An 18,042-nucleotide genomic window follows, 5' to 3' on the forward strand; every position below is an offset into this window, starting at 1 on the left:
ATAAGCCATGCCGGATTTGACGCCTTCCGTCCTGTTCAACCGCATCCTGGGGCGGGTGCGCCTCAAGCACCTGCAGCTGGCCATTGCGATCGCCGACCTGCAAAGCCTGCACCGGGCGGCTTCCTCCATTGGCCTGAGCCAGCCCGCCGCGACCCATGCGCTGGTCGAGCTGGAAAGCTCTCTGGGCGGCCCTCTGTTCGAGCGGCACTCCAAGGGCATGCGCTTGACCCGCCTGGGAGAGGCGGTCCTGCCGCTGTTGCGCGCATCGCTTGTTCCGCTCCAGGCCGCCGCAGGCAATGCTGCGCTGTTGCAGCAGGGCGCAGCGTCCGCGCTGATCCGCATTGGCAGCATTGCGGCGGGCATCAACGGCCTGCTCACGGTGGCCATCCCGACCTACGTTGCCGCACACCCGGATGCGGCCATCGATGTCCACGAGGTCACGATCGACAATTTGCTGGAGAGCATCCAGGAGGGGACGCTGGACCTGGCCATCTGCCGCGAACCGACCCCGCTGCCGCAAGGGTTCGCGTTTTGCGCCGCGCTGCAGGATGGGTTTGTGGTGGCCTGTCGCCCGGAGCATCCTCTGACCCGGCAGGCCACCGTCACCGCCGCAGAGCTGCTGGCGCAGCGCTGGCTGGCCCCACCCCTGACCGGGCTGGGACCCCAGCAGGTGGAGAGCCTCTTCGATGAACTGGGTGGTGTGCCTGAGCTGTGCCGCGTGTCGAGCCGTTCGACCGAGATTGCATACGCCATGCTGGCCGACAGCGACATGCTGATGTGCGCGCCCGCCAGCCTGCTGCGGCCGCTGGTTCAGCGTGGAGAGCTGGCGGTCTTGCCGTGGAAGTCACAGGCGGTGGGGCCGTTGGGCGTTTTGGTCAAGGCAGATGTGCTTGCGCACCAGAGCCACCCGTGTCACAGCTTCATCGAGCATGTGCTGGCCGTTGGGGCAGGGCTGGGTCGCTGACCGCCATCAGCCAAGCGCTGCGACGGCGCTCCCAGCGTTTTGTCAGCCGCCCTGGTCGCCTGCGTCGCCCTGAGCAGGGCCCAGCGCTTGCATCAGCATTTCCACCAGCGCGCGCAGCCGGGGGACCCGGCGCAGGTCCCGGTGGTAACCCAGCCACACATCGCGCCCTGGCGGCGTTGGGGTACGTTCCACCCTTTGCAGGCCGGGGTGCGAGTCACCCAACGGGCAAGGCAGTACGGCCAGGCCCGCGCCCGATGCGCAGGCCACGGCCTGCACGTGCCGGTTGTTGCTGCGAAACGCGATGCGCGCCGAAGGAAAGGCCTCGCGCAGCCAGGCCGCGTCCGGCATCTCGCTGAATCCCAGGTCCATGGTGATGAGGCGAAGGTCCGCATCGTCCGTGGGCATGTCTGCGCCCCGCTGCAAGTACAGCGCATAGGGCACATGCATCAGCTGCCGCTGTATGACGTCGGGCTCGTCAAAAGGAACGATGCGCGCCACCAGGTCCGCCTCGCGGCGCGCCAGGCTGAAGAGGCGCGCATCGGTCAGGAGTTCGATGCTGACGCGGGGGTGGTGGTTGGTGAACGCGGCACACAGCGGCGCCAGCACATGCAGTCCAAACCAGTCAGAGGTCGATACCCGGAGCGCGCCTTCCAGCTGCTGGTCTGCGCCGTCCAGTTGGCGGGAGAACGACAGCGCCTGCGCTTCCATGCCCTCGGCGTGGCGCAGCACGGCGGCGCCTTCGTCGGTCAAGACGAAGCCCTCGGAGGTCCGCTGGAACAGGGTGTGGCCCAGAGAAAGCTCCAGCGCCTTCAGCCTGCGGCCCATGGTGGGCTGGCTTTGTTGGAGGGCGCGGCCTGCCGCACCCAGCGTGCCGTGCCGGGCAATGGCCAAGAACACCTGTACGTCATCCCAGTTCATTGACTGGATCATACAAAAGTGAATGACAAGGCTTCAATCTTGTGGCTTTTCATTCAAAAGCGAAAGGTGAAAACTGGCGGCACTGTTCAACCCCACGAAGGAAAACGCCATGTCCACCTCTCCCGCCCCCACCATGCAGGCCCTGGTGCTCGCATCCCCCCACGGCGCACTGACCCCCACCTGGCTGCCCCGGCCCCAGCCTGCGGCGGGCCAGGTGCTGGTCCGCATCCACGCCAGCGGCGTGAACCCGCTGGACACCAAGATCCGCGCGGGCGCCGCCGAGCACGCCCAGCAACCGCTGCCCGCCGTTTTGGGCATGGACCTCGCGGGCGTGGTGGAGGAGGTGGGGCATGGCGTCTCTCGCTTTAAGGTGGGGGATGCGGTGTATGGCTTTACCGGCGGCATCGGCGGGCTGCAAGGCAGCCTGGTGCAATACGCGGCGGTGGATGCCCGGCTGCTGGCCCACAAGCCAGGCCGGCTGACGATGCGCCAGGCAGCGGCCTTGCCGCTGGTCTTCATCACCGCCTGGGAGGGCCTGGTGGACCGCGCCAACGTGCGCAGCGGGCACAAGGTGCTGGTGCACGGCGGCGCCGGTGGCGTGGGCCATGTGGCCGTGCAGCTGGCCCGCGCCCGGGGTGCCGAGGTGTTTGCCACTGGCACCGCGGCGCAGGCTGGTTACATCCGGTCCCTGGGCGCGACGCCCATCGACCATGAAACGACCTCGGTCGAGGCCTATGTCAACGCGTTCACCGACGGCCAGGGGTTTGATATTGTTTACGACACCGTAGGTGGGCCGGTGCTGGATGCGTCGTTTGTGGCCGTCCGCCGCTACTCGGGCCATGTGGTGACGTCGCTGGGCTGGGGCACCCACAAGTTGGCGCCCTTGTCGTTCCGGGGCGCGACCTTCTCGGGCGTGTTCACGCTGCTTCCCATCCTCACGGGGGAGTTTCGCGAACACCATGGCGAGATCATGGAGCAGGCCACCACCCTTGCGGAAGCGGGTCAACTGGTGCCATTGCTCGACCCGACCAGCTTCACGCTGGACACGGCCGAAGCGGCGCACGCCCTGGTCGCCAGCGGCCGCGCCCGTGGCAAGGTGGTGGTCAGCGTGCTGCCATGAGCCAGCCGGGTCAACCTTTGGCAGCAAGCGCCAGCCGGCCAGCCAGCAGGGACGACGCAGCAGGCCTGCGGCATGGTGCGATGGCCCCCACGCACGAACACCTACGCCACGTGGCGGATGCGCTGATCGCGGCCACCAACGCATTTGCGGTGGAGCGGGTGCTCGCCCTTTTTGCGCACGATGCCGTGATCGACGACCCCTCCACGGGCCACCGTTTTGATGGCCATACCGGAATAAGCCGCTATGTCGAACAGTACTTCGTCGGCTACCAGACGGTGACCCGGTTCCTGTCGATGCAACGCCTGGGGCCGCAGCGCGCGAGGGTGCGGGTGGACTTCACGGGGGATTTTGGTCACGAGATCGGCAACCTCGACATCACCGTGAATACGCAGGGCCTGATCGCCCGGCTGGATGCCGACCTGGAATGAGCGGTGTGAATGGCTTGGCTGCGCGACGGCCCTCAGGGCTGGCGTGCGGCACCAAGCTGCACGAGGCGGAGGTGGGCGGCGCTGGGCTGTTTTGATGCGGGATTTGATCAAAAACAGCCGGAAGCGCTAGTGAATCATGCGGTAGTAGCTATCAAAAAGAGAGCGAATTGATCCGACTCAACGCGGTAAGCACCCCGCAAACCCCCTGGGCCCTGCCGCCGAGACATCCGCCAGCGTCACGGCCTCCAGCCGGTCGTTCTGCCCCGGTATCTTGGTCAGCCGCTGGCCGTTCTGCCAGCGCCACTGGGTTCCGTCAAAACTGTAGATGAAGGTGTGCGTGCGGTTGGACAGCAGGTGCGCGGGGGTGAGGGTGACGGCCTGGGCGGCGGCTTCGGTGGGTGCGTGGGCCTGGGCCTCGTTGTCCTTGATGACGAGCTTGCCTACGTAGGGTGTCACGGTGGATTCGGTGCGCGTGACTTCGGGCTGGACCAGGGCGGGGCTGTAGCCGGTCAGGGTCCAGTCGCCCGCGGCGCCGGGCAGTACATGGGGTTGCCGTGCGGCCAGGAACTGGGTGCACGCGGTGGTGATGGCATCGAAGCTGGTGGTGGCGGGGCCGGTGGCTTCGGGCTTGCTGCAGCCTGCCAGGCCCGCCACCACGGCGGCAGCGGCTGCCAGGCGGAGGGGGGCGCAGGAGCGGAGGGTGGGCTGGGTCATCAGGCGTGAGGCGGGGGTTCGTCGAGAAGTTCGGCCGCACGGCCAGGCGGCTGCGGGGCTGGCTGCATTGTGTGCGGCTGGTTGCGGCGGGTCTTGACGGATATCAAGGCGCGTGGGCTTTTACGGCAATGTGGTGGGCAGGGCCAGCGCGCCTTCGTCACCCCGGTACCAGCGCAGCAGGGCGCTGGGTGCGTGGAGCGGCGTGCCGCCGAGGGCTGCCAGCACGGCGGCGTTGAGTTCGTGGGCGCTGGCAGGCAAGGGCTGGTCGCGGTAGGCCAGGGCGGTGCCGGCCATCAGCGCTTCGGCGTCCACCAGCAGGCGCAGGTTTTGCGGGATGGTGGGCGATTGCTCTGCACAGTGCACAGCCGACAAGGAGTGCGCCTTGCGGCAGGCGGCAGGGCGCACGCTGTAGATGGCACACCGATCATTGACGAGAAAGCTGCAGGGCTGGCGCGTGGTGCCCGCGCTTGCCGCCGCCACGTGCTGCTGCAGGCGCAGCAGGGTTGTGGCCTGGTCCGCGCCGGGCAGCGTGTGCAGGTGCTGGGCGATGTGCAGCACCTCGGGCTCCGTCGCCTCCACGCGCAGGTGGCAGCAGTGCGCGCAGCCCGCCTGGCACGCTGGCTGGGGGCCGGTGGCGCGGGCTTGTTCTGCCACGGTATCCAGGCCCTTGTGCAGTTGTGCGATGAAATCGACGGCGGCCTGGGCTGCGACGTTGGCGTCAGTGCCATGGGCTGCTGCGCCCTGCATTGCGTGGGCCTGCACCGCCCGCAAGGCCCGCCCGGCCGCGCTGCGCACGCGGGCGATGGACTGCAGGAAGGCCGCTTGCTCTGCCTCGGTCAGTGCTGGGTTGGGCGGGCTCGTCATGGGGTTGTGGGGAGCGTGCTGGAGGGGGCGGGCGCATTGGGCGCCAACGGCAGCCACACGCTGGCCGCGAGGCCAGATCCGTCGGTCGTGTCGCTGGCTGCCGCCAGTTCCAGCCGTCCTTCCATCAGCTGCACATACCGCGCCACGATGGCAAGGCCCAGCCCTGCACCGTGGCCCAGGCGCTGGCCCTGGTCGCCCTGCGCCCAGCGCTGTTGCAGCTGCTGCGCCAGCGTGGCATCCACGCCGGGGCCGTTATCGGTCACGCGCAGCACACCAAAGCCGGGCTCGGTGTGCAGCGCCACGGTGATGCGGGGCGGCGTGCCGCGCCCGTAGCGCAGTGCGTTGTCCAGCAGGTTGTTCAGGATGCCTTCGACCAGCGCTGTGTTGCCCCGCACCACCACGGCCTGGTCTAGCCCCTCGGCGCCCAGGTCCACCCCCAGGGCATCGGCGCGTGGCAGGTAGCGCAACAGCACGTCGCGCACCAGCGTGTGCAAGGCCAAGGGCTGCAACGCCAGCGCGATGCCACCCTCGGCCGCACGGGCCAGGGCCAGCAGCTGGTCCACGGTGCGGCTGGCGCGCTGTTCGGCTTGGGCGATGCCCTCGATTTCGCTGCGCCAGACGGCCGGGTCGTTGTGGGCCAGCGCGTGGGCGGCCTGGGCGCGGATGCCTGCGAGCGGAGTGCGCAGCTCGTGCGCCACGTTGCCCGCAAATTCGCGCTGCGCATGCAGGCTTTGCTGCACCCGCGCCAGCAAGCCGTCCAGGGCCACGCCCAGGCGTTGCACGTCGCTGGTGCTTGCCTGTTGCGTCAGCGCGGGCGGCAGAGGTTGCAGGTCGGCAGCGTCGCGCTGGTCCATGGCGTCCTGCAGTGCACCCAGCGGATGCAGGTCGCGCTCGATGCCACGCAGCAGCCACGACCCCAGCACCACCAGCAGCCACAGCTGGGCCAGGCCCGAGTACACCAGCAGCCTGCGCAGCAGCTGCGTGCGCTCGGCGGTGGTCTGCGCCATGACGACGGTGAAAGAGGGCGGCCCCGCAATCTGCAAGGTGGCGCGCCGCAGCTCGCGCCCGTCTTGCGAAAGCTGCGAAAAGGCGTGGCTGCTGCCCGCCGTCACCACACCCGGCGCCAAGTGGGGGTCGCCGGCGATGAAGCTGCCATCGGGCGCGTACACCGCAAACCACACGGTTTCGCTCTGGTCAAAACGCAGCAGCCCCACCTCGCGCGGCGTGAGGTCCAGCCGCAAAGGGTCGTGCGCAGGATCTGTCGGCTGGCCGCCGCGCACATGGGCGGCCACGGCGTGTGCGTCATCGAGCAACGCTCGGTCAAATGCCTCGGCCACAAAGTGGTTGCCCACGCCCAGCACCACCGTGCTGCCCAGCCCCCAGATCAGCACCAGTGACAGCAGCACGCGCCGGCCTATGCGCTGGCGCAGGTCGGGCGGCTGCTGGTGCAGCGGTGCGGGGCTGGGTTCAGGACTGGCCAACGTCATCCTCTAGCACGTAACCCAGCCCGCGCAGCGTGCGAATCGCCGCGCCGCTGCCCGCAATCTTGCGCCGCAGGCGGGAGAACGAGGCCTCCAGCGCGTTTTCGCCCACCACCTCACTGCCGTCCGACAGGCGCGAGGACAAGTCGCCCTTGCTCAGCACACGGCCGGGCGGGGTCATCAGCTCCCACAGCAAATCGAACTCGCGCGCGGGCAGCTCCAGCGGTTGCCCGGCCACGCTGACGCGGCGCGCCTGGCGGTCCAGCACCAGCTGGCCCACGGTGACGATGTCGGCGGTGCCGCTGGCGCGCCGCAGCAGCGCGCGCAGGCGCGCTTCCACCTCTTTGAGTTCATAGGGCTTGCCCAGATAGTCGTCGGCGCCGGCGTCCAGCCCGGCAATGCGCTCCTCGGTGCTGTCGCGGGCACTGAGCACCAGCACGGGGGTGCGGTCGCCGCGCGCACGGGCGCTGCGCAGGGCGGTGAGACCGCTGCCCAGGCCGCTGCGCGCGTGGGCAGCGTGGGGCAGGTTCAGGTCCAGCAGCACAGCGTCGAAAGCCTGTACGGCCCACCAGTGCTGGGCTTCTTCGACGGTATGGGCCAGCTCGACACGGTGGCCCGCGTTTTCGAGGCCCTGGGCCATGGTGCGGCTGAGCACCGGGTCGTCTTCCACCAGGAGGAGGCGCATGGAGGTCGGGGTTCTACGTGAAATTACGCATGGCCAAGATCAGCCTGCGATCAGGTTCGATGGAGATAGTCTGCCCGTCAGCATACCCCAGCCCTGCGCGCCGTTTGCACCGCCGGATGGGGTCGTCCAGCCTATCAGGAGACAACCTTTACATGATCAACCGCAATCTACTCAGAGGCTTTGCCCTCATGGCTTTGGCGCTGGGCTTTGGCCTGCCGTCCATGAGCTATTCGCTGGGGACGCTCGGCCGCGCAGGGCCGGGCATGTTCCCGTTCATCGTCAGCTGCATGCTGTTTGTGATTGGGGTCATCACCGTGGTGCGCGCGCGCCTGGTGGCACCGGTGCCCATGGACTTCCAGGTGCGCAACATCGCCATCATTCTGGGCAGCCTGTGCGGCTTTGCGGCGCTGTCGCACTTTGTGAACATGATCGCGGGCATCGTGTTTCTGGTGTTCTGCTCGGGGTTTGCGGGTACGTCGTACTCGTGGAAGCGCAACCTGAAGATCGCTGCGGTGCTGGTCGGCATCGCGTTTGCATTCCAAAAGCTGCTGGGCGTGAGCCTGCCGCTGTACTGAGGTCGCCGCCATGGAAGTCTTGAACAACCTCGCGTTTGGCTTCAGCCACGCGCTGACGCTGCAGAACCTGATGTTCTGCGCCCTGGGCTGCACCGTGGGCACCCTGGTGGGCTTGCTGCCGGGCCTGGGCCCGCTGGCTACCATCAGCCTGCTGCTGCCGCTGACCTATTCCATCGACACCACCGGCGCACTCATCATGCTGGCCGGTATTTACTACGGTGCGCAGTACGGCGACAGCGTGAGCGCCATCACCATGAAGATCCCGCATGCGAGCAGTATCGTGGCGTGTATCGACGGGTATGCGATGACGCTGAAAGGGAAAACGGGGCTGGCCCTGTTCACCGCCGGGTTCTCCAGCTTCATCGGGGGCACGGTGGCCATTGTGGTGCTGGCGTTCCTGGCGCCCAGCCTGGGCGAGGTGGCCTTTCTGTTTGGCCCTGCCGACTACTGCGCGCTGATGCTGGTGGGTTTTGTGTGCGTGAGCTTCGTGACCACGGGCAGCCTGCTCAATGGCCTGGCCATGTGCATGGTGGGCGTGCTGCTGGGCTCCATCGGTACCGACGTGAACAGCGGCCTGGCCCGCTTCACCTGGGACGCTCCGTTCCTGGCCGACGGCGTGGGCATTGTGAGCATTGCGCTGGGCTGCTTCGGCATTGCCGAGATCGCCAAGAACCTCGACTCGCGTGAAGAGCGCTCGCCCTTCAACGGCAAGATCAAGCTCATGCCCACCTGGCCCGAGTTCAAGCGCATCATCCCCAGCGCGCTGCGTGGCAGTGTGGTGGGCTCCATCCTGGGCATCCTGCCCGGCGGCGGCCCCGTGATCGCCCAGTTTGCGGCCTATGCGCTGGACAAGAAGGTCAGCAAGTACCGCCACGAAATCGGCACCGGCTGCATCGAAGGCGTGGCCGGCCAGGCTGCAGCGGACGAAGCGGCTGCACGCACCAGCTTCATCCCGCTGATGAGCATCGGTATCCCCGAGAACGCCGTGATGGCGCTGATGATGGCTGCGTTCATCATCAAGGGCATCCAGCCCGGCCCCAACATGATTGCCGGCCACCCCGAACTCTTCTGGGGTCTGGTCGCCAGCATGTGGATCGGCAACTGCTTCCTGCTGGTGCTCAACGTGCCGCTGGTGCGCTACTGGCTGTCGGTGTTCAAGATTCCGTACAACGTGTTGTTCCCCGCGATCTTGTTCTTCTGCTGCATTGGCACCTACAGCATCAACAACAACCTGGACGACGTGTTCATCACCGTAGCGTTTGGTGCGCTGGGCTACCTGTTCATGCGGCTGGAGATGGACCCCTCGCCGCTGATGCTGGGCTTCATCCTGGGCCCCATGCTCGAAGAGAACTTCCGCCGATCCATGCTGCTGTCGCGCGGTAGCTTTGAGGTGTTCATCAACCGTCCTATCAGCGGCACGCTGATCAGCCTGATCGCCGCATTCGTCTTGTGGCAAACGGTGGCGTTTTTCCGCCAGCGTGGCAAGGCCAAGGAGCTGGTGGTGACGGAGCCCGTTGCATCCTGAAGATTGACTCTCTGTGTGCCGCTTTGGCGGCCTTTGCAAGGCCGGTCCCCAACGGGTGACCGGCCTTTTTTTTGCGGCTCAGCCTCTCAGTCCACCTGCCACCATGCAGGCAGCAGCGCACGCACCTGGGCCTGCGCAAACCGGTCGTCCATCAGGTGCACCACGCCCTCGTCGCTGGGCGTACGGATCACGCGGCCTGCGGCCTGCACCACCTTTTGCAGGCCGGGGTAGAGGTAGGTGTAGTCGTAGCCCGCGCCAAACAGCGCCTGCATGCGCTCGCGGATCTGTTCGTTGACGGGGTTGACCTGCGGCAGGCCCAGCGTGGCCAGAAAGGCGCCAATCAACCGCTTGCCCGGCAGGTCGATGCCCTCGGCAAACGCGCCACCCAGCACTGCAAAGGCAATGCCCTGACTGCTGTCGGTAAAGCGCGCCACAAAATCGCGCTGCTCGCCCTCCAGCATGCGGCGCGACTGGCACCAGTGCGGCACCTCGGGGTGCTGCTGCGCAAACAGTGCGGCAGCCTGCTGCAGGTAGTCATAGCTGCTGAAAAACGCCAGGTAGTTGCCGGGCCGCTCGCGAAACTGCTGCGCCATCAGCGCCGCGATGGGCGCGAGCGACGCCGCGCGGTGCGGGTAGCGCGTGGAAATGTGGCGCGCCACCTGCACCTGCAGCTGGTGCGCGGCAAAGGGCGATTCCACGTCCACCCACGCATGATCGTCGGGCAGGCCCAGCAGGTCGGCGTAGTAGCGCGCGGGCTGCAGCGTGGCCGAAAACAAGGTGCTGGTGTGCGCGGCTTGCAGACGGGGTTGCAGAAAGGGCGCAGGCCCCACGTTGCGGATGCAGACCACGGAATCGCCGGGTTTGGAGGACCGCTGGTGGTGGGCGGCAGAAGCCTGGGTGATGTCCACCATCGAATGCGCATCGAGCAGGTCGGCCATGCGCTGCAGGTGCAGGGCATCGAAGTAGAACGTTTGCAGCGCGCCGTCTGGCTCCGTGGGGTGGTCGGTGAAGTGTTCGGTGAGCGTGGTGGTGCACTGCTGCAGCGCGGCCAGCAGCTTGTCGGGGAAGGTTTCGAGCACCGTGTATGGGGCCGGGTGCGCCTTGTCCAACGCCACCCAGGCGCGGCGCACCTTGTCCAGCGCCTTTTTCACCGGCGCATGCTGCGCGGCGGTGGGGCTGCTGCGGGCCTGGGCCAAGGCGGCGGGGTGCAGCTCGGCGGTGAACATCTTGCGGCCGCGCTCCACCAGGTTGTGGGCCTCGTCCACCAGCAGCGCCGTGCGCCACTGGTTGGCCTGGGCCAGGCCGTGCAGCAGCCCGCCCAGGTCAAAGTAGTAGTTGTAGTCGCCCACCACCACATCGGCCCAGCGGGCCAGTTCCTGGCTCAGGTAGTAGGGGCAGACGTCATGCTGCAGGGCTACGTCGCGCACACGGGCTTGTTGCAGGACGAGCGCGGGTTTGTCTGCGCTGGCGGGGGCCACGGCGGCAGCGCGGGCGGCAGGCAGCCGGTCGTAAAAGCCCCGGGCCAGCGGGCAGGATTCGCCGTGGCAGGCCTTGTCGGGGTGTTCGCACGCCTTGTCGCGCGCCACCAGCTCCAGCACGCGCAGGGGCAGTGCGGGTGCGTTGTTGGACAGGCGCGCCAGCGCATCCAGCGCCATCTGCCGCCCCGAGGTTTTGGCGGCCAGAAAGAACACTTTGTCGATGCGCTGGGCCGGTGCTGCCTTGAGCAGCGGGAACAGCGTGCCCATGGTCTTGCCAATGCCCGTGGGCGCCTGGGCCAGCAGGCAGCGGCCCGCCACTGCCGCCTTGTACACGGCCTCGGCCAGCGGGCGCTGGCCGGTGCGAAAGCCGCCAAAGGGAAACGCCAAGGTGATCAGTGCCGCATCGCGTGCGGCACGGTGGGCCAGCTGCTGTTCGGCCCAGGCAATGAAGCGCTGGCACTGGGTCTCGAAGTGCTGGCGCAGGTCGTCGGCGCTGCAGTGTTCGGTGAACACCGTCTCCTGCTGCGTGCCCACGTCCAGGTATACCAGGGCCACGTCGATGTGCGCCAGCTGCTCCTGCTCGCACAGCAGCCAGCCATACACCTTGGCCTGCGCCCAGTGCAGGTGGCGGTGCGATGCGGGTTGGCGGTCCAGCCGCCCTTTGAAGGTCTTGACCTCGTCGATGCGCTGCTGCGCGGGGTCGTAGCCATCGGCCCGGCCGCGCACGCGCAGAGTTTGGTAACTGCCGCTCAGTGCCACCTCGGCGCGGTAGCCTGCACCCCGGCGCGACGCTGCCACCGCATGGCCCGCCATACCCTCCAGCGCGGTAGGCGCAGGCGTAAAGCGCAGGTCCAGGTCGCCCTGCTTGGCGGTGAACTCGCACAGCTCGCGCACCGCCACGGTGTAGGTCATGGCGGCGTGGTCGGGGTGTCTGTGGCGGGAGGAGCAGGCTCGCCCAAATGGGTCTGAGCCATGTCGTCATCGCTGCGCAGCGGCGTGGCTTTGCACAGCGCCATCCACACAGAGAAGGGCAGGGTGCAGCGGTTGTGCCGCGCGGGGCGCAGCAGCTCAAAGCGCCCGTCCTCCACATTGCCATGTAGCACCCAGATGCCGAAGTGCTCGGGGATCTCTTCGGGCTCGGCTATGCCCGCCGGGAAGACGTAGTAACACTCCTCGCACAGCCACTGATAGGCCTGCCGCTTGGCGTCGTGCCGCAGGTCCGACAGCAGGTCGGCCCGGCTCGCCTTCACCTCGTGCACCATGGGCTGCAGGTAGGCGGGCACCGAGGTATTGCGCACCGAGAACAGATCGGGCCGGGCCATGCGCCACACATTGGCAGCGGCGCGGGCAGCCGGGGCGTGGTCATCGTCGGCCCACAGCGGTGCCATGGCGGGCGCGGTGTTGGCGGGCGCATCGGCCGTGGCCGCAGGCAGCACCGCATCCCCCATCGGCACGGTGTCGATCACCGCGCGCAGTGACAGTTCGGTCCATACGATGCGCCCCGAAGCCAGCAACTGCGCTGCAAACTTCTGCCCCAGCCGGTCGTGTAGGCTCAGCGCCCGCACGCCACGCTGGCGGGCCTGCGCCAGGGTGTGGATGCCTTCGTCGGTGAGGCGCAGGGTTTCGCAACCATCGGCCGCAATGTGCAGGTGGATGAGGCCCGCAGCCAGCAGGTCAATCTCCAGACCATCCTTGCACGGCCAGCCTGCCGAGCGCCAGATCTGCATCAGGCGCGTGCGGTGAAAGCGGGTGATGGGGGTGGAGGGCGGGGAGTCCGAAGTGGGGGAGGGCAGCGCCGTCATGGCAGGGTGGGAGGGCTGGCGTCACACTGATTTTAATCACAGTGTCTGGGAGGGACTGTTTTTTGGACAAGGGTAGAACAGGGTTGCAGAGGAGTTGGGGGTGTGATCGGCACCTAGCGCAATATGGGTGGGTGCTGGCAGCTATTGAAATGTGAGCATCCCTGCGTGACATTCCGAGGGAGAAGCAATGAGTCACCAGGGGCCTGAATGAGGACGCTCCTGTCCGCCATTGGGCTAACAACCGGAAGTTGTTGTCGCGTGGCCGTCTATGCCGCAGGAAAATTGGAAGTGGTTGCGAGAGGCTGCAGCACAGGGTTTGCGGCCGGTCAGTGTTCTGACGCTGATAGCAGGCTACCGGGCAACAGCAATCCTTATCCCATACCCAGCCAACTTCCTCTGCTCACCGGCTCCCAACCTGCGGTCGCGCTGTCAGCAGCGCATTGGCCAGCGCGCTCACGCTGGGTAGTTCGCTGCCTGCCGGGGTCATGCAAACGAGCAGCTTTCTCCGAGACCAAGCGTCAGATAGTCCTAGGATCTGGGTGCCTGACTTGGCAAAGCGCGCAGCCGCGCTCTCGGACATCACCGCCACTCCCACGCCTTCGGCTACCAATTGCGCGACAGCGTCAAATCCGCCCAGACGCACCCGATGGCGCGGGACCCGGCCACTGCGACTGGCCTGCGCTGCCAGAAAGCGGCTGAGTCCACTCTCCCGTGCCAAACCCACAAAGGAATGCTCTAGCAATTCGCCATACGCCACGGAACGGCGGCGGCCCAAAGACCAGCGCTTTGGCAAGAGTGCCACCAGACGGTCATCGACCCATGGCTGCACAAGCAGCCCAGAGGTGTCCACGTAATCGGCGACGATGCCCAGGTCGGCGGTGCCACGGCGCAATGCCTCTACAACCGCCTCGCTCGAAAGCTCTTGCACGTCCACATCAAGATCAGGGGTCTTCACCAAGAATTGGCCGATCGTGCGCGGAAGGCTCTCGGACATGGCGGCTGTGTTGCACAGCAGCCGAACGGTCCCGCGCAATCCATGACCAAAGCTCGCCATCTCTACATGCAGCGATTCGAGCTCAGCCAGCACGCGGTTGGTATGGCGCAGCAGAGCGCGTCCCGCATCGGTGGGTATTGCGCCCGACTTGGACCGCTCGAACAACCGCGAACCGGTCGCGTCTTCAAGACCCTTGAGGCGAGCGCTGGCCGCAGCCAACGACAGATTCACGGACGAAGCAGCGGCAGTGATGGTTCCATGCTCCATCACGGCGGCAAAGAGGTGCAGGTCAAACGGATCAACGCGGTAATCCGTGGTGCGGCGCTTAGGGGTACTCATGACCGCCATCCTACGGAATACGCGAAGGATCTGTTCACTGCTATCCGATGGACAGCACTTGGGCCATGCACACACCATGGGGCATGGACATATTGCAGCTCTTGATGGTGGTCGTTGTTTTCGTTCTGGCCGGTGGTGTGAAGGGCGTCACCGGCATGGGGCTGCCTACAGTAGCCGTGAGCTTGCTCGGGCTGAGGATGCCCCCTGTGCAAGCCGCCGCACTGTTGGTCATACCCTCGCTGGCAACCAATATCGCGCAATGCCGTGGCCCTCACCTGCGCTCGCTGGTATCCCGGCTGTGGCCCGGTTGGCTGGCAATCGCGATCGTGACTGTGAGCGCGCCCGGTCTGGGGGACGCCGTTTCCGCACAAACGACCAAGGGCTGGCTGGGCGGGATTCTCATGGCCTATGGCATCTGGGGCTTGTGGCGACCTCAGCTGCCCGATCTTTCACTCACCAGCAAATGGCTGAGCCTGCCGACAGGCGCGGCCACCGGGTTCGTGACGTCACTCACGGCCGTCTTCGTATTGCCCTGGGTTCCCTACTTACAGACGCTGAGGCTGGGCAAGGACGAGATGGTGCAAGCGCTGGGCCTTTCATTCACCGTGGCCACTCTGTCGCTCGCCGTGAAAGTGCAGATGTCCGCCCCTTTGGGGTTGATCCCGTCGTCTGTTGCTATTGCAGTCGGTGGAGCATTGATCGGCGCATTTTGCGGGCTCAAGCTTGGTGAGCTGCTACGTAGCCGCCTTGTCGGCCCCGTCTTCCAGAAGACACTTTTTATGGTGTTCCTCGGATTGGGTGCTGCCAATCTGATCCAGGCACACTGACACAGTATGAGCGGACAAAAGGAGTTGCTTGAGGCTGCAGCCTTGTTAGAGCGGGCTTACCGGCTGGCACACGTGTTGCAAGGCGAAGGTTTGCTTGAAATCGGAAGCAGACAGTTTGTTGCAGACGAGCTTGTCGAGGTGCTTGATGAAGCTCGTGTGGCGCTTTTTGCAGCCTGTGATTTGCCCAAACCGCTCTGACTTTCTCTGAGCTGACAGAGTCATCCCCGTACCAGCAAGCGTTCGAAAGATGAAACTGGGCGACTGCTCCTAGCCTATTGATCTGGCGCAATCCATTCATGAGCCCCGTTCGAGCCGAGGCTGCCGAAGCCCTGGGCAAGCTGAGGTACAGCGCCATCGATACTCTGGAGTAAACCGCGCCGCATCAATAACAAGGCGCCCAACCACCTCACCACTCCGCAAAGCTCCCATCCCGGTGCCGCCACACCGGGTTCCTCCACCGGTGCCCCAGCTGCGCCCGCTCGCGCACGTAGTCTTCGTTCACCTCAATCCCTAGCCCCGGCCCCGTGGGGATGGCGACCATGCCGTCCTGGTACGCAAACACCCCGGGGTTAGACACATAGTCCATCAGGTCGTTGGCCTGGTTGTAGTGGATGCCCAGGCTCTGCTCCTGGATGAAGGCGTTGTAGCAAACCGCATCCAGCTGCAGGTTGGCCGCCAGTGCAATCGGGCCCAGCGGGCAGTGCAGGGCCAGGGCTACGTCGTAGGCCTCGGCCATGCTGGCGATCTTGCGGGTTTCGGTGATGCCGCCTGCGTGCGACGGGTCGGGCTGGATGATGTCGGCATAGCCGCCTTGCAGCACGCGCTTGAAGTCCCAGCGCGAGTACAGGCGCTCGCCCAGGGCGATGGGGGTGGACGAGATGCGGGCGATCTCCTTCAGCGCCTCGTCGTGTTCGCTCAGTACCGGCTCTTCGATGAACATGAGCTTGTAGGGCTCCAGCTCCTTGACCAGCACCTTGGCCATGGGCCGGTGCACACGGCCGTGGAAGTCCACGCCAATCCCCACATTCGGCCCCACGGCCTCGCGCACGGCGGCCACGTTCTGCAGGCAGCGCTCCACCTTGTCGTAGCTGTCCACGTACTGCACCTCTTCAGTGCCGTTCATCTTGACGGCCGTGAAGCCGCGCGCCACGGCGGCCTGGGCAGCGGCGGCGGTCTCGCTGGGGCGGTCTCCGCCAATCCAGCTGTAAACCTTGATGTGGCTGCGCACATTGCCACCCAGCAGTTCGGACACGGGCACGCCCAGCGCCTTGCCCTTGATGTCCCACAGCGCCTGGTCGATGCCGGCCAGCGCGCTCATGTGCACGCCGCCGCCCCGGTAAAAGCCGCCCCGGTACAGCACGGTCCAATGGTCTTCGATGTGGCGCGGGTCCTTGCCGACGAGGTAGTCTGCCAGCTCATCGACCGCAGCGGCCACGGTGTGCGCGCGGCCTTCCAGCACGGGTTCGCCCCAGCCGGTGATGCCTTCGTCGGTTTCGATTTTGAGGAAGCACCAGCGCGGCGGGACGATGAACGTGGTGAGTCGGGTGATCTTCATGGGGGAAGGGCAGTCGGTTCAGAAGTGCTGGGTTGTCTGGAACGAGTAGGGGGCGGTTCAGGCCGTGGCGGGCGCGGTGCCAAAGGACGCCTGCCACGCCCGCGCAAACGCTGCGGCTTTGTGCGCGACTTCGGGGGCCTGGTCGCCGGGCCGGTACAGGGCCGAGCCCAGGCCAAAGCCGCTGGCGCCTGCTGCCGCATAGGGGGCAATGCTCTCGGGCACGATGCCGCCCACGGGCACCAGCGCCATGGGCGGCGTGATGACGGCGCGCCAGGCCTTGAGCACATGGGGCGGCAGCGCCTCGGCCGGGAAGAGCTTGAGCATGTTGGCGCCCGCTGCCAGCGCGGCGTAGGCCTCGGTCAGCGTGGCCACGCCGGGCGCGCAGGCCATGCCGGCAGCGCGGGCGGCCCGGATCACATCGGGGTCGCTGTGGGGCATGACGATGATCTGCCCGCCAGCTGCGGCCACATCGGCCACGGCATCGATGGAGAGCACGGTGCCTGCGCCCACCAGGCAGTCGGCTGGCAGTGCATCGCGCAGTGCGCGGATGCTGGCCAGCGGCTCGGGCGAGTTGAGCGGCACTTCGATGATGCGAAACCCCGCGTCGTACAGCGCGTGGCCGATGGCCACCACCTCGTGCGGCTGCACGCCGCGCAGGATGGCGATGAGCCCGCAGCGCTGCAGGATGTGGAACAGGGCTTTGTCGATGGGGTTCATGCAGCCAGACTCCCGGCGGTGAAGGGGTGTGAGGGGGAGGGCGCTGGCGCAACGACCAGCCCTGCCGCCAGCGCGATCTGCCACAGCCCGGTGGCCGTGGCTTGCGTGGCGATGTTGGGGGCGGCAAAGCCGTAGGTCTGCAGCGCGACGGCGTAGCGGCGGCACAGGTCGGGCTCGCCGCAGAGCACCAGCGTTTGCGGGTTTGCCTCGGTTTGATCCTGTGCGCGTGCCAGGCTGGCCACCTCGTGCCCGATCAGCAGGCCCGAGAGGTAGTCCGCTTGCGCGGTAGGCGCCAGCGCGCCGGTCAGCCCCAGCGTGCGGGTGCTGAAGATGTGCGAGAGCAGCCCCAACGCGGCGTCGCCGCCCCGCGCCACCTCCAGGCCGCGCGCAAAGGCGGCGTCGTCGGGCGCGGCTGCGGCCTGCATGGTCTTGCCCAGAATGGTGTGGCCGCGCAACGCGGCAAACACATCGCCGGTCATGAAGGTGTGGAACTGCTCGATGCGCCCCCGGCGTGCCAGCACCCATTTGCTGTGGGTGCCGGGCAGGCCGATGAGCACGGGCGCATCCGCAGGCAGCGCAAGGCCCGCCAGTACGCCCAGCACCTGGGTCTCTTCGCCACGCATCACGTTGGGCAGTGCGCCCTGCTGCAACAGGCCCGGCACGATGTGCAGCGGCGGGCCGTCGCGCCGCTCCACCAGCGTCAGGCCCCGCGCCAGTGCATCGAGCGAGGTGGGCGTCGGCAGGTACTTGGCCTCGCGCCAGCCCTGGGCGCTGCCCACCATGCCGCAGGCCAGCAGGGGCAGGCCGGGTGTGGCGGCCAGCCAGTCGCCGCAAGTGTCTTGCAGTGCGCGTTCAAACGCGGCACCGAGCCCGCCGTCTGCCACGCTCGCGGTGGCGAGGGGCAGGTTCATGATGCCCCAGGGGCGGTGCCGCGTCTCCAGCATCTCGCCATGCGCGCCCATGCGGAAGGCCCGCAATGCGCTGGTGCCCCAGTCCAGGGCAATCAGGCCCGCCTCGGCGGGCACCAGAAAACGTGCAGGCACCATGTGAGTCCTG

18 protein-coding genes are annotated in these 18,042 nt (G+C 66.9%); 7 read left to right on the forward strand and 11 right to left on the reverse strand.

Annotation, left to right across the window (positions count from 1 at the left end):
* Positions 1-7 precede the first annotated feature (7 nt).
* Positions 8-964 carry a LysR family transcriptional regulator gene (locus tag ATF69_RS01110; protein ID WP_146869636.1) on the forward strand — a complete coding sequence of 319 codons (957 nt, stop codon included), beginning with the start codon at positions 8-10 and terminating at the stop codon, positions 962-964.
* Between the two features lie 42 nt (positions 965-1,006).
* Here ATF69_RS01110 and ATF69_RS01115 read toward each other — a convergent pair whose 3' ends face one another.
* Positions 1,007-1,882, reverse strand: a complete 876-nt coding sequence (locus ATF69_RS01115; RefSeq protein ID WP_208758677.1) for a LysR family transcriptional regulator — start codon at positions 1,880-1,882, stop codon at positions 1,007-1,009.
* Between the two features lie 109 nt (positions 1,883-1,991).
* Here ATF69_RS01115 and ATF69_RS01120 point away from each other — a divergent pair, with 109 nt between their 5' ends.
* Positions 1,992-3,002 carry a zinc-dependent alcohol dehydrogenase family protein gene (locus ATF69_RS01120; protein WP_146869638.1) on the forward strand — a complete coding sequence of 337 codons (1,011 nt, stop codon included), beginning with the start codon at positions 1,992-1,994 and terminating at the stop codon, positions 3,000-3,002.
* Positions 3,003-3,082: 80 nt separating this feature from the next.
* Positions 3,083-3,430: a nuclear transport factor 2 family protein gene (locus ATF69_RS01125; protein WP_244303624.1), complete on the forward strand. Its 348-nt coding sequence runs from the start codon at positions 3,083-3,085 to the stop codon at positions 3,428-3,430.
* Positions 3,431-3,607: 177 nt separating this feature from the next.
* On the opposite strand, the gene ATF69_RS01130 is transcribed toward ATF69_RS01125, so the two are convergent.
* The 4 genes from ATF69_RS01130 to ATF69_RS01145 form a co-directional block, all read right to left on the reverse strand.
* Positions 3,608-4,144 carry a hypothetical protein gene (locus ATF69_RS01130; RefSeq protein ID WP_146869639.1) on the reverse strand — a complete coding sequence of 179 codons (537 nt, stop codon included), beginning with the start codon at positions 4,142-4,144 and terminating at the stop codon, positions 3,608-3,610.
* 120 nt (positions 4,145-4,264) lie between these two features.
* On the reverse strand, positions 4,265-5,008 hold the full coding sequence (locus ATF69_RS01135; protein ID WP_146869640.1) for a YkgJ family cysteine cluster protein: 744 nt from the start codon (positions 5,006-5,008) through the stop codon (positions 4,265-4,267).
* Positions 5,005-6,495: a sensor histidine kinase gene (locus ATF69_RS01140; protein ID WP_146869641.1), complete on the reverse strand. Its 1,491-nt coding sequence runs from the start codon at positions 6,493-6,495 to the stop codon at positions 5,005-5,007. The genes ATF69_RS01135 and ATF69_RS01140 overlap by 4 nt, the downstream gene beginning before the upstream one ends.
* Positions 6,476-7,174 (reverse strand): response regulator transcription factor, encoded by a 699-nt coding sequence (locus ATF69_RS01145; protein WP_056067514.1) that lies wholly within the window; start codon positions 7,172-7,174, stop codon positions 6,476-6,478. Before ATF69_RS01145 ends, ATF69_RS01140 begins: the two co-directional genes overlap by 20 nt.
* Positions 7,175-7,326: 152 nt before the next feature.
* Here ATF69_RS01145 and ATF69_RS01150 point away from each other — a divergent pair, with 152 nt between their 5' ends.
* Positions 7,327-7,749 carry a tripartite tricarboxylate transporter TctB family protein gene (locus tag ATF69_RS01150; RefSeq protein WP_056067517.1) on the forward strand — a complete coding sequence of 141 codons (423 nt, stop codon included), beginning with the start codon at positions 7,327-7,329 and terminating at the stop codon, positions 7,747-7,749.
* Positions 7,750-7,759: 10 nt separating this feature from the next.
* A complete protein-coding gene (locus tag ATF69_RS01155) occupies positions 7,760-9,274 on the forward strand; it encodes a tripartite tricarboxylate transporter permease (protein ID WP_056744313.1) in 1,515 nt (504 codons plus the stop codon).
* A gap of 86 nt (positions 9,275-9,360) precedes the next feature.
* Here the strand turns inward: ATF69_RS01155 and ATF69_RS01160 are convergent, their stop codons facing one another.
* From ATF69_RS01160 to ATF69_RS01170, 3 genes are all read right to left on the reverse strand, one after another.
* On the reverse strand, positions 9,361-11,664 hold the full coding sequence (locus ATF69_RS01160) for an ATP-dependent DNA helicase (RefSeq protein ID WP_146869642.1): 2,304 nt from the start codon (positions 11,662-11,664) through the stop codon (positions 9,361-9,363).
* Positions 11,661-12,554 carry a hypothetical protein gene (locus ATF69_RS01165; protein WP_146869643.1) on the reverse strand — a complete coding sequence of 298 codons (894 nt, stop codon included), beginning with the start codon at positions 12,552-12,554 and terminating at the stop codon, positions 11,661-11,663. Before ATF69_RS01165 ends, ATF69_RS01160 begins: the two co-directional genes overlap by 4 nt.
* 400 nt (positions 12,555-12,954) lie before the next feature.
* Positions 12,955-13,887, reverse strand: coding sequence for a LysR family transcriptional regulator (locus ATF69_RS01170; protein WP_158641473.1), 933 nt, complete (start codon positions 13,885-13,887; stop codon positions 12,955-12,957).
* Between the two features lie 65 nt (positions 13,888-13,952).
* Between ATF69_RS01170 and ATF69_RS01175 the strand changes: the two genes are divergently transcribed.
* Both ATF69_RS01175 and ATF69_RS01180 read left to right on the forward strand, forming a co-directional pair.
* A complete protein-coding gene (locus ATF69_RS01175; RefSeq protein WP_244303625.1) occupies positions 13,953-14,714 on the forward strand; it encodes a sulfite exporter TauE/SafE family protein in 762 nt (253 codons plus the stop codon).
* Between the two features lie 6 nt (positions 14,715-14,720).
* Positions 14,721-14,912: a hypothetical protein gene (locus tag ATF69_RS01180; protein WP_110958933.1), complete on the forward strand. Its 192-nt coding sequence runs from the start codon at positions 14,721-14,723 to the stop codon at positions 14,910-14,912.
* 208 nt (positions 14,913-15,120) lie between these two features.
* Here the strand turns inward: ATF69_RS01180 and dgoD are convergent, their stop codons facing one another.
* The 3 genes from dgoD to ATF69_RS01195 are packed head-to-tail and all read right to left on the reverse strand — an operon-like array spanning position 15,121 to position 18,032.
* Positions 15,121-16,269: a galactonate dehydratase gene (gene dgoD, locus ATF69_RS01185; protein ID WP_146869646.1), complete on the reverse strand. Its 1,149-nt coding sequence runs from the start codon at positions 16,267-16,269 to the stop codon at positions 15,121-15,123.
* Between the two features lie 57 nt (positions 16,270-16,326).
* Positions 16,327-16,986, reverse strand: coding sequence for a 2-dehydro-3-deoxy-6-phosphogalactonate aldolase (locus ATF69_RS01190; RefSeq protein ID WP_116749616.1), 660 nt, complete (start codon positions 16,984-16,986; stop codon positions 16,327-16,329).
* A complete protein-coding gene (locus ATF69_RS01195) occupies positions 16,983-18,032 on the reverse strand; it encodes a 2-dehydro-3-deoxygalactonokinase (protein WP_146869647.1) in 1,050 nt (349 codons plus the stop codon). Before ATF69_RS01195 ends, ATF69_RS01190 begins: the two co-directional genes overlap by 4 nt.
* Between the last annotated feature and the right edge of the window lie 10 nt (positions 18,033-18,042).

The organism is Acidovorax delafieldii (assembly GCF_007993815.1).
GTDB classification, from domain to species: domain Bacteria; phylum Pseudomonadota; class Gammaproteobacteria; order Burkholderiales; family Burkholderiaceae_C; genus Acidovorax; species Acidovorax delafieldii.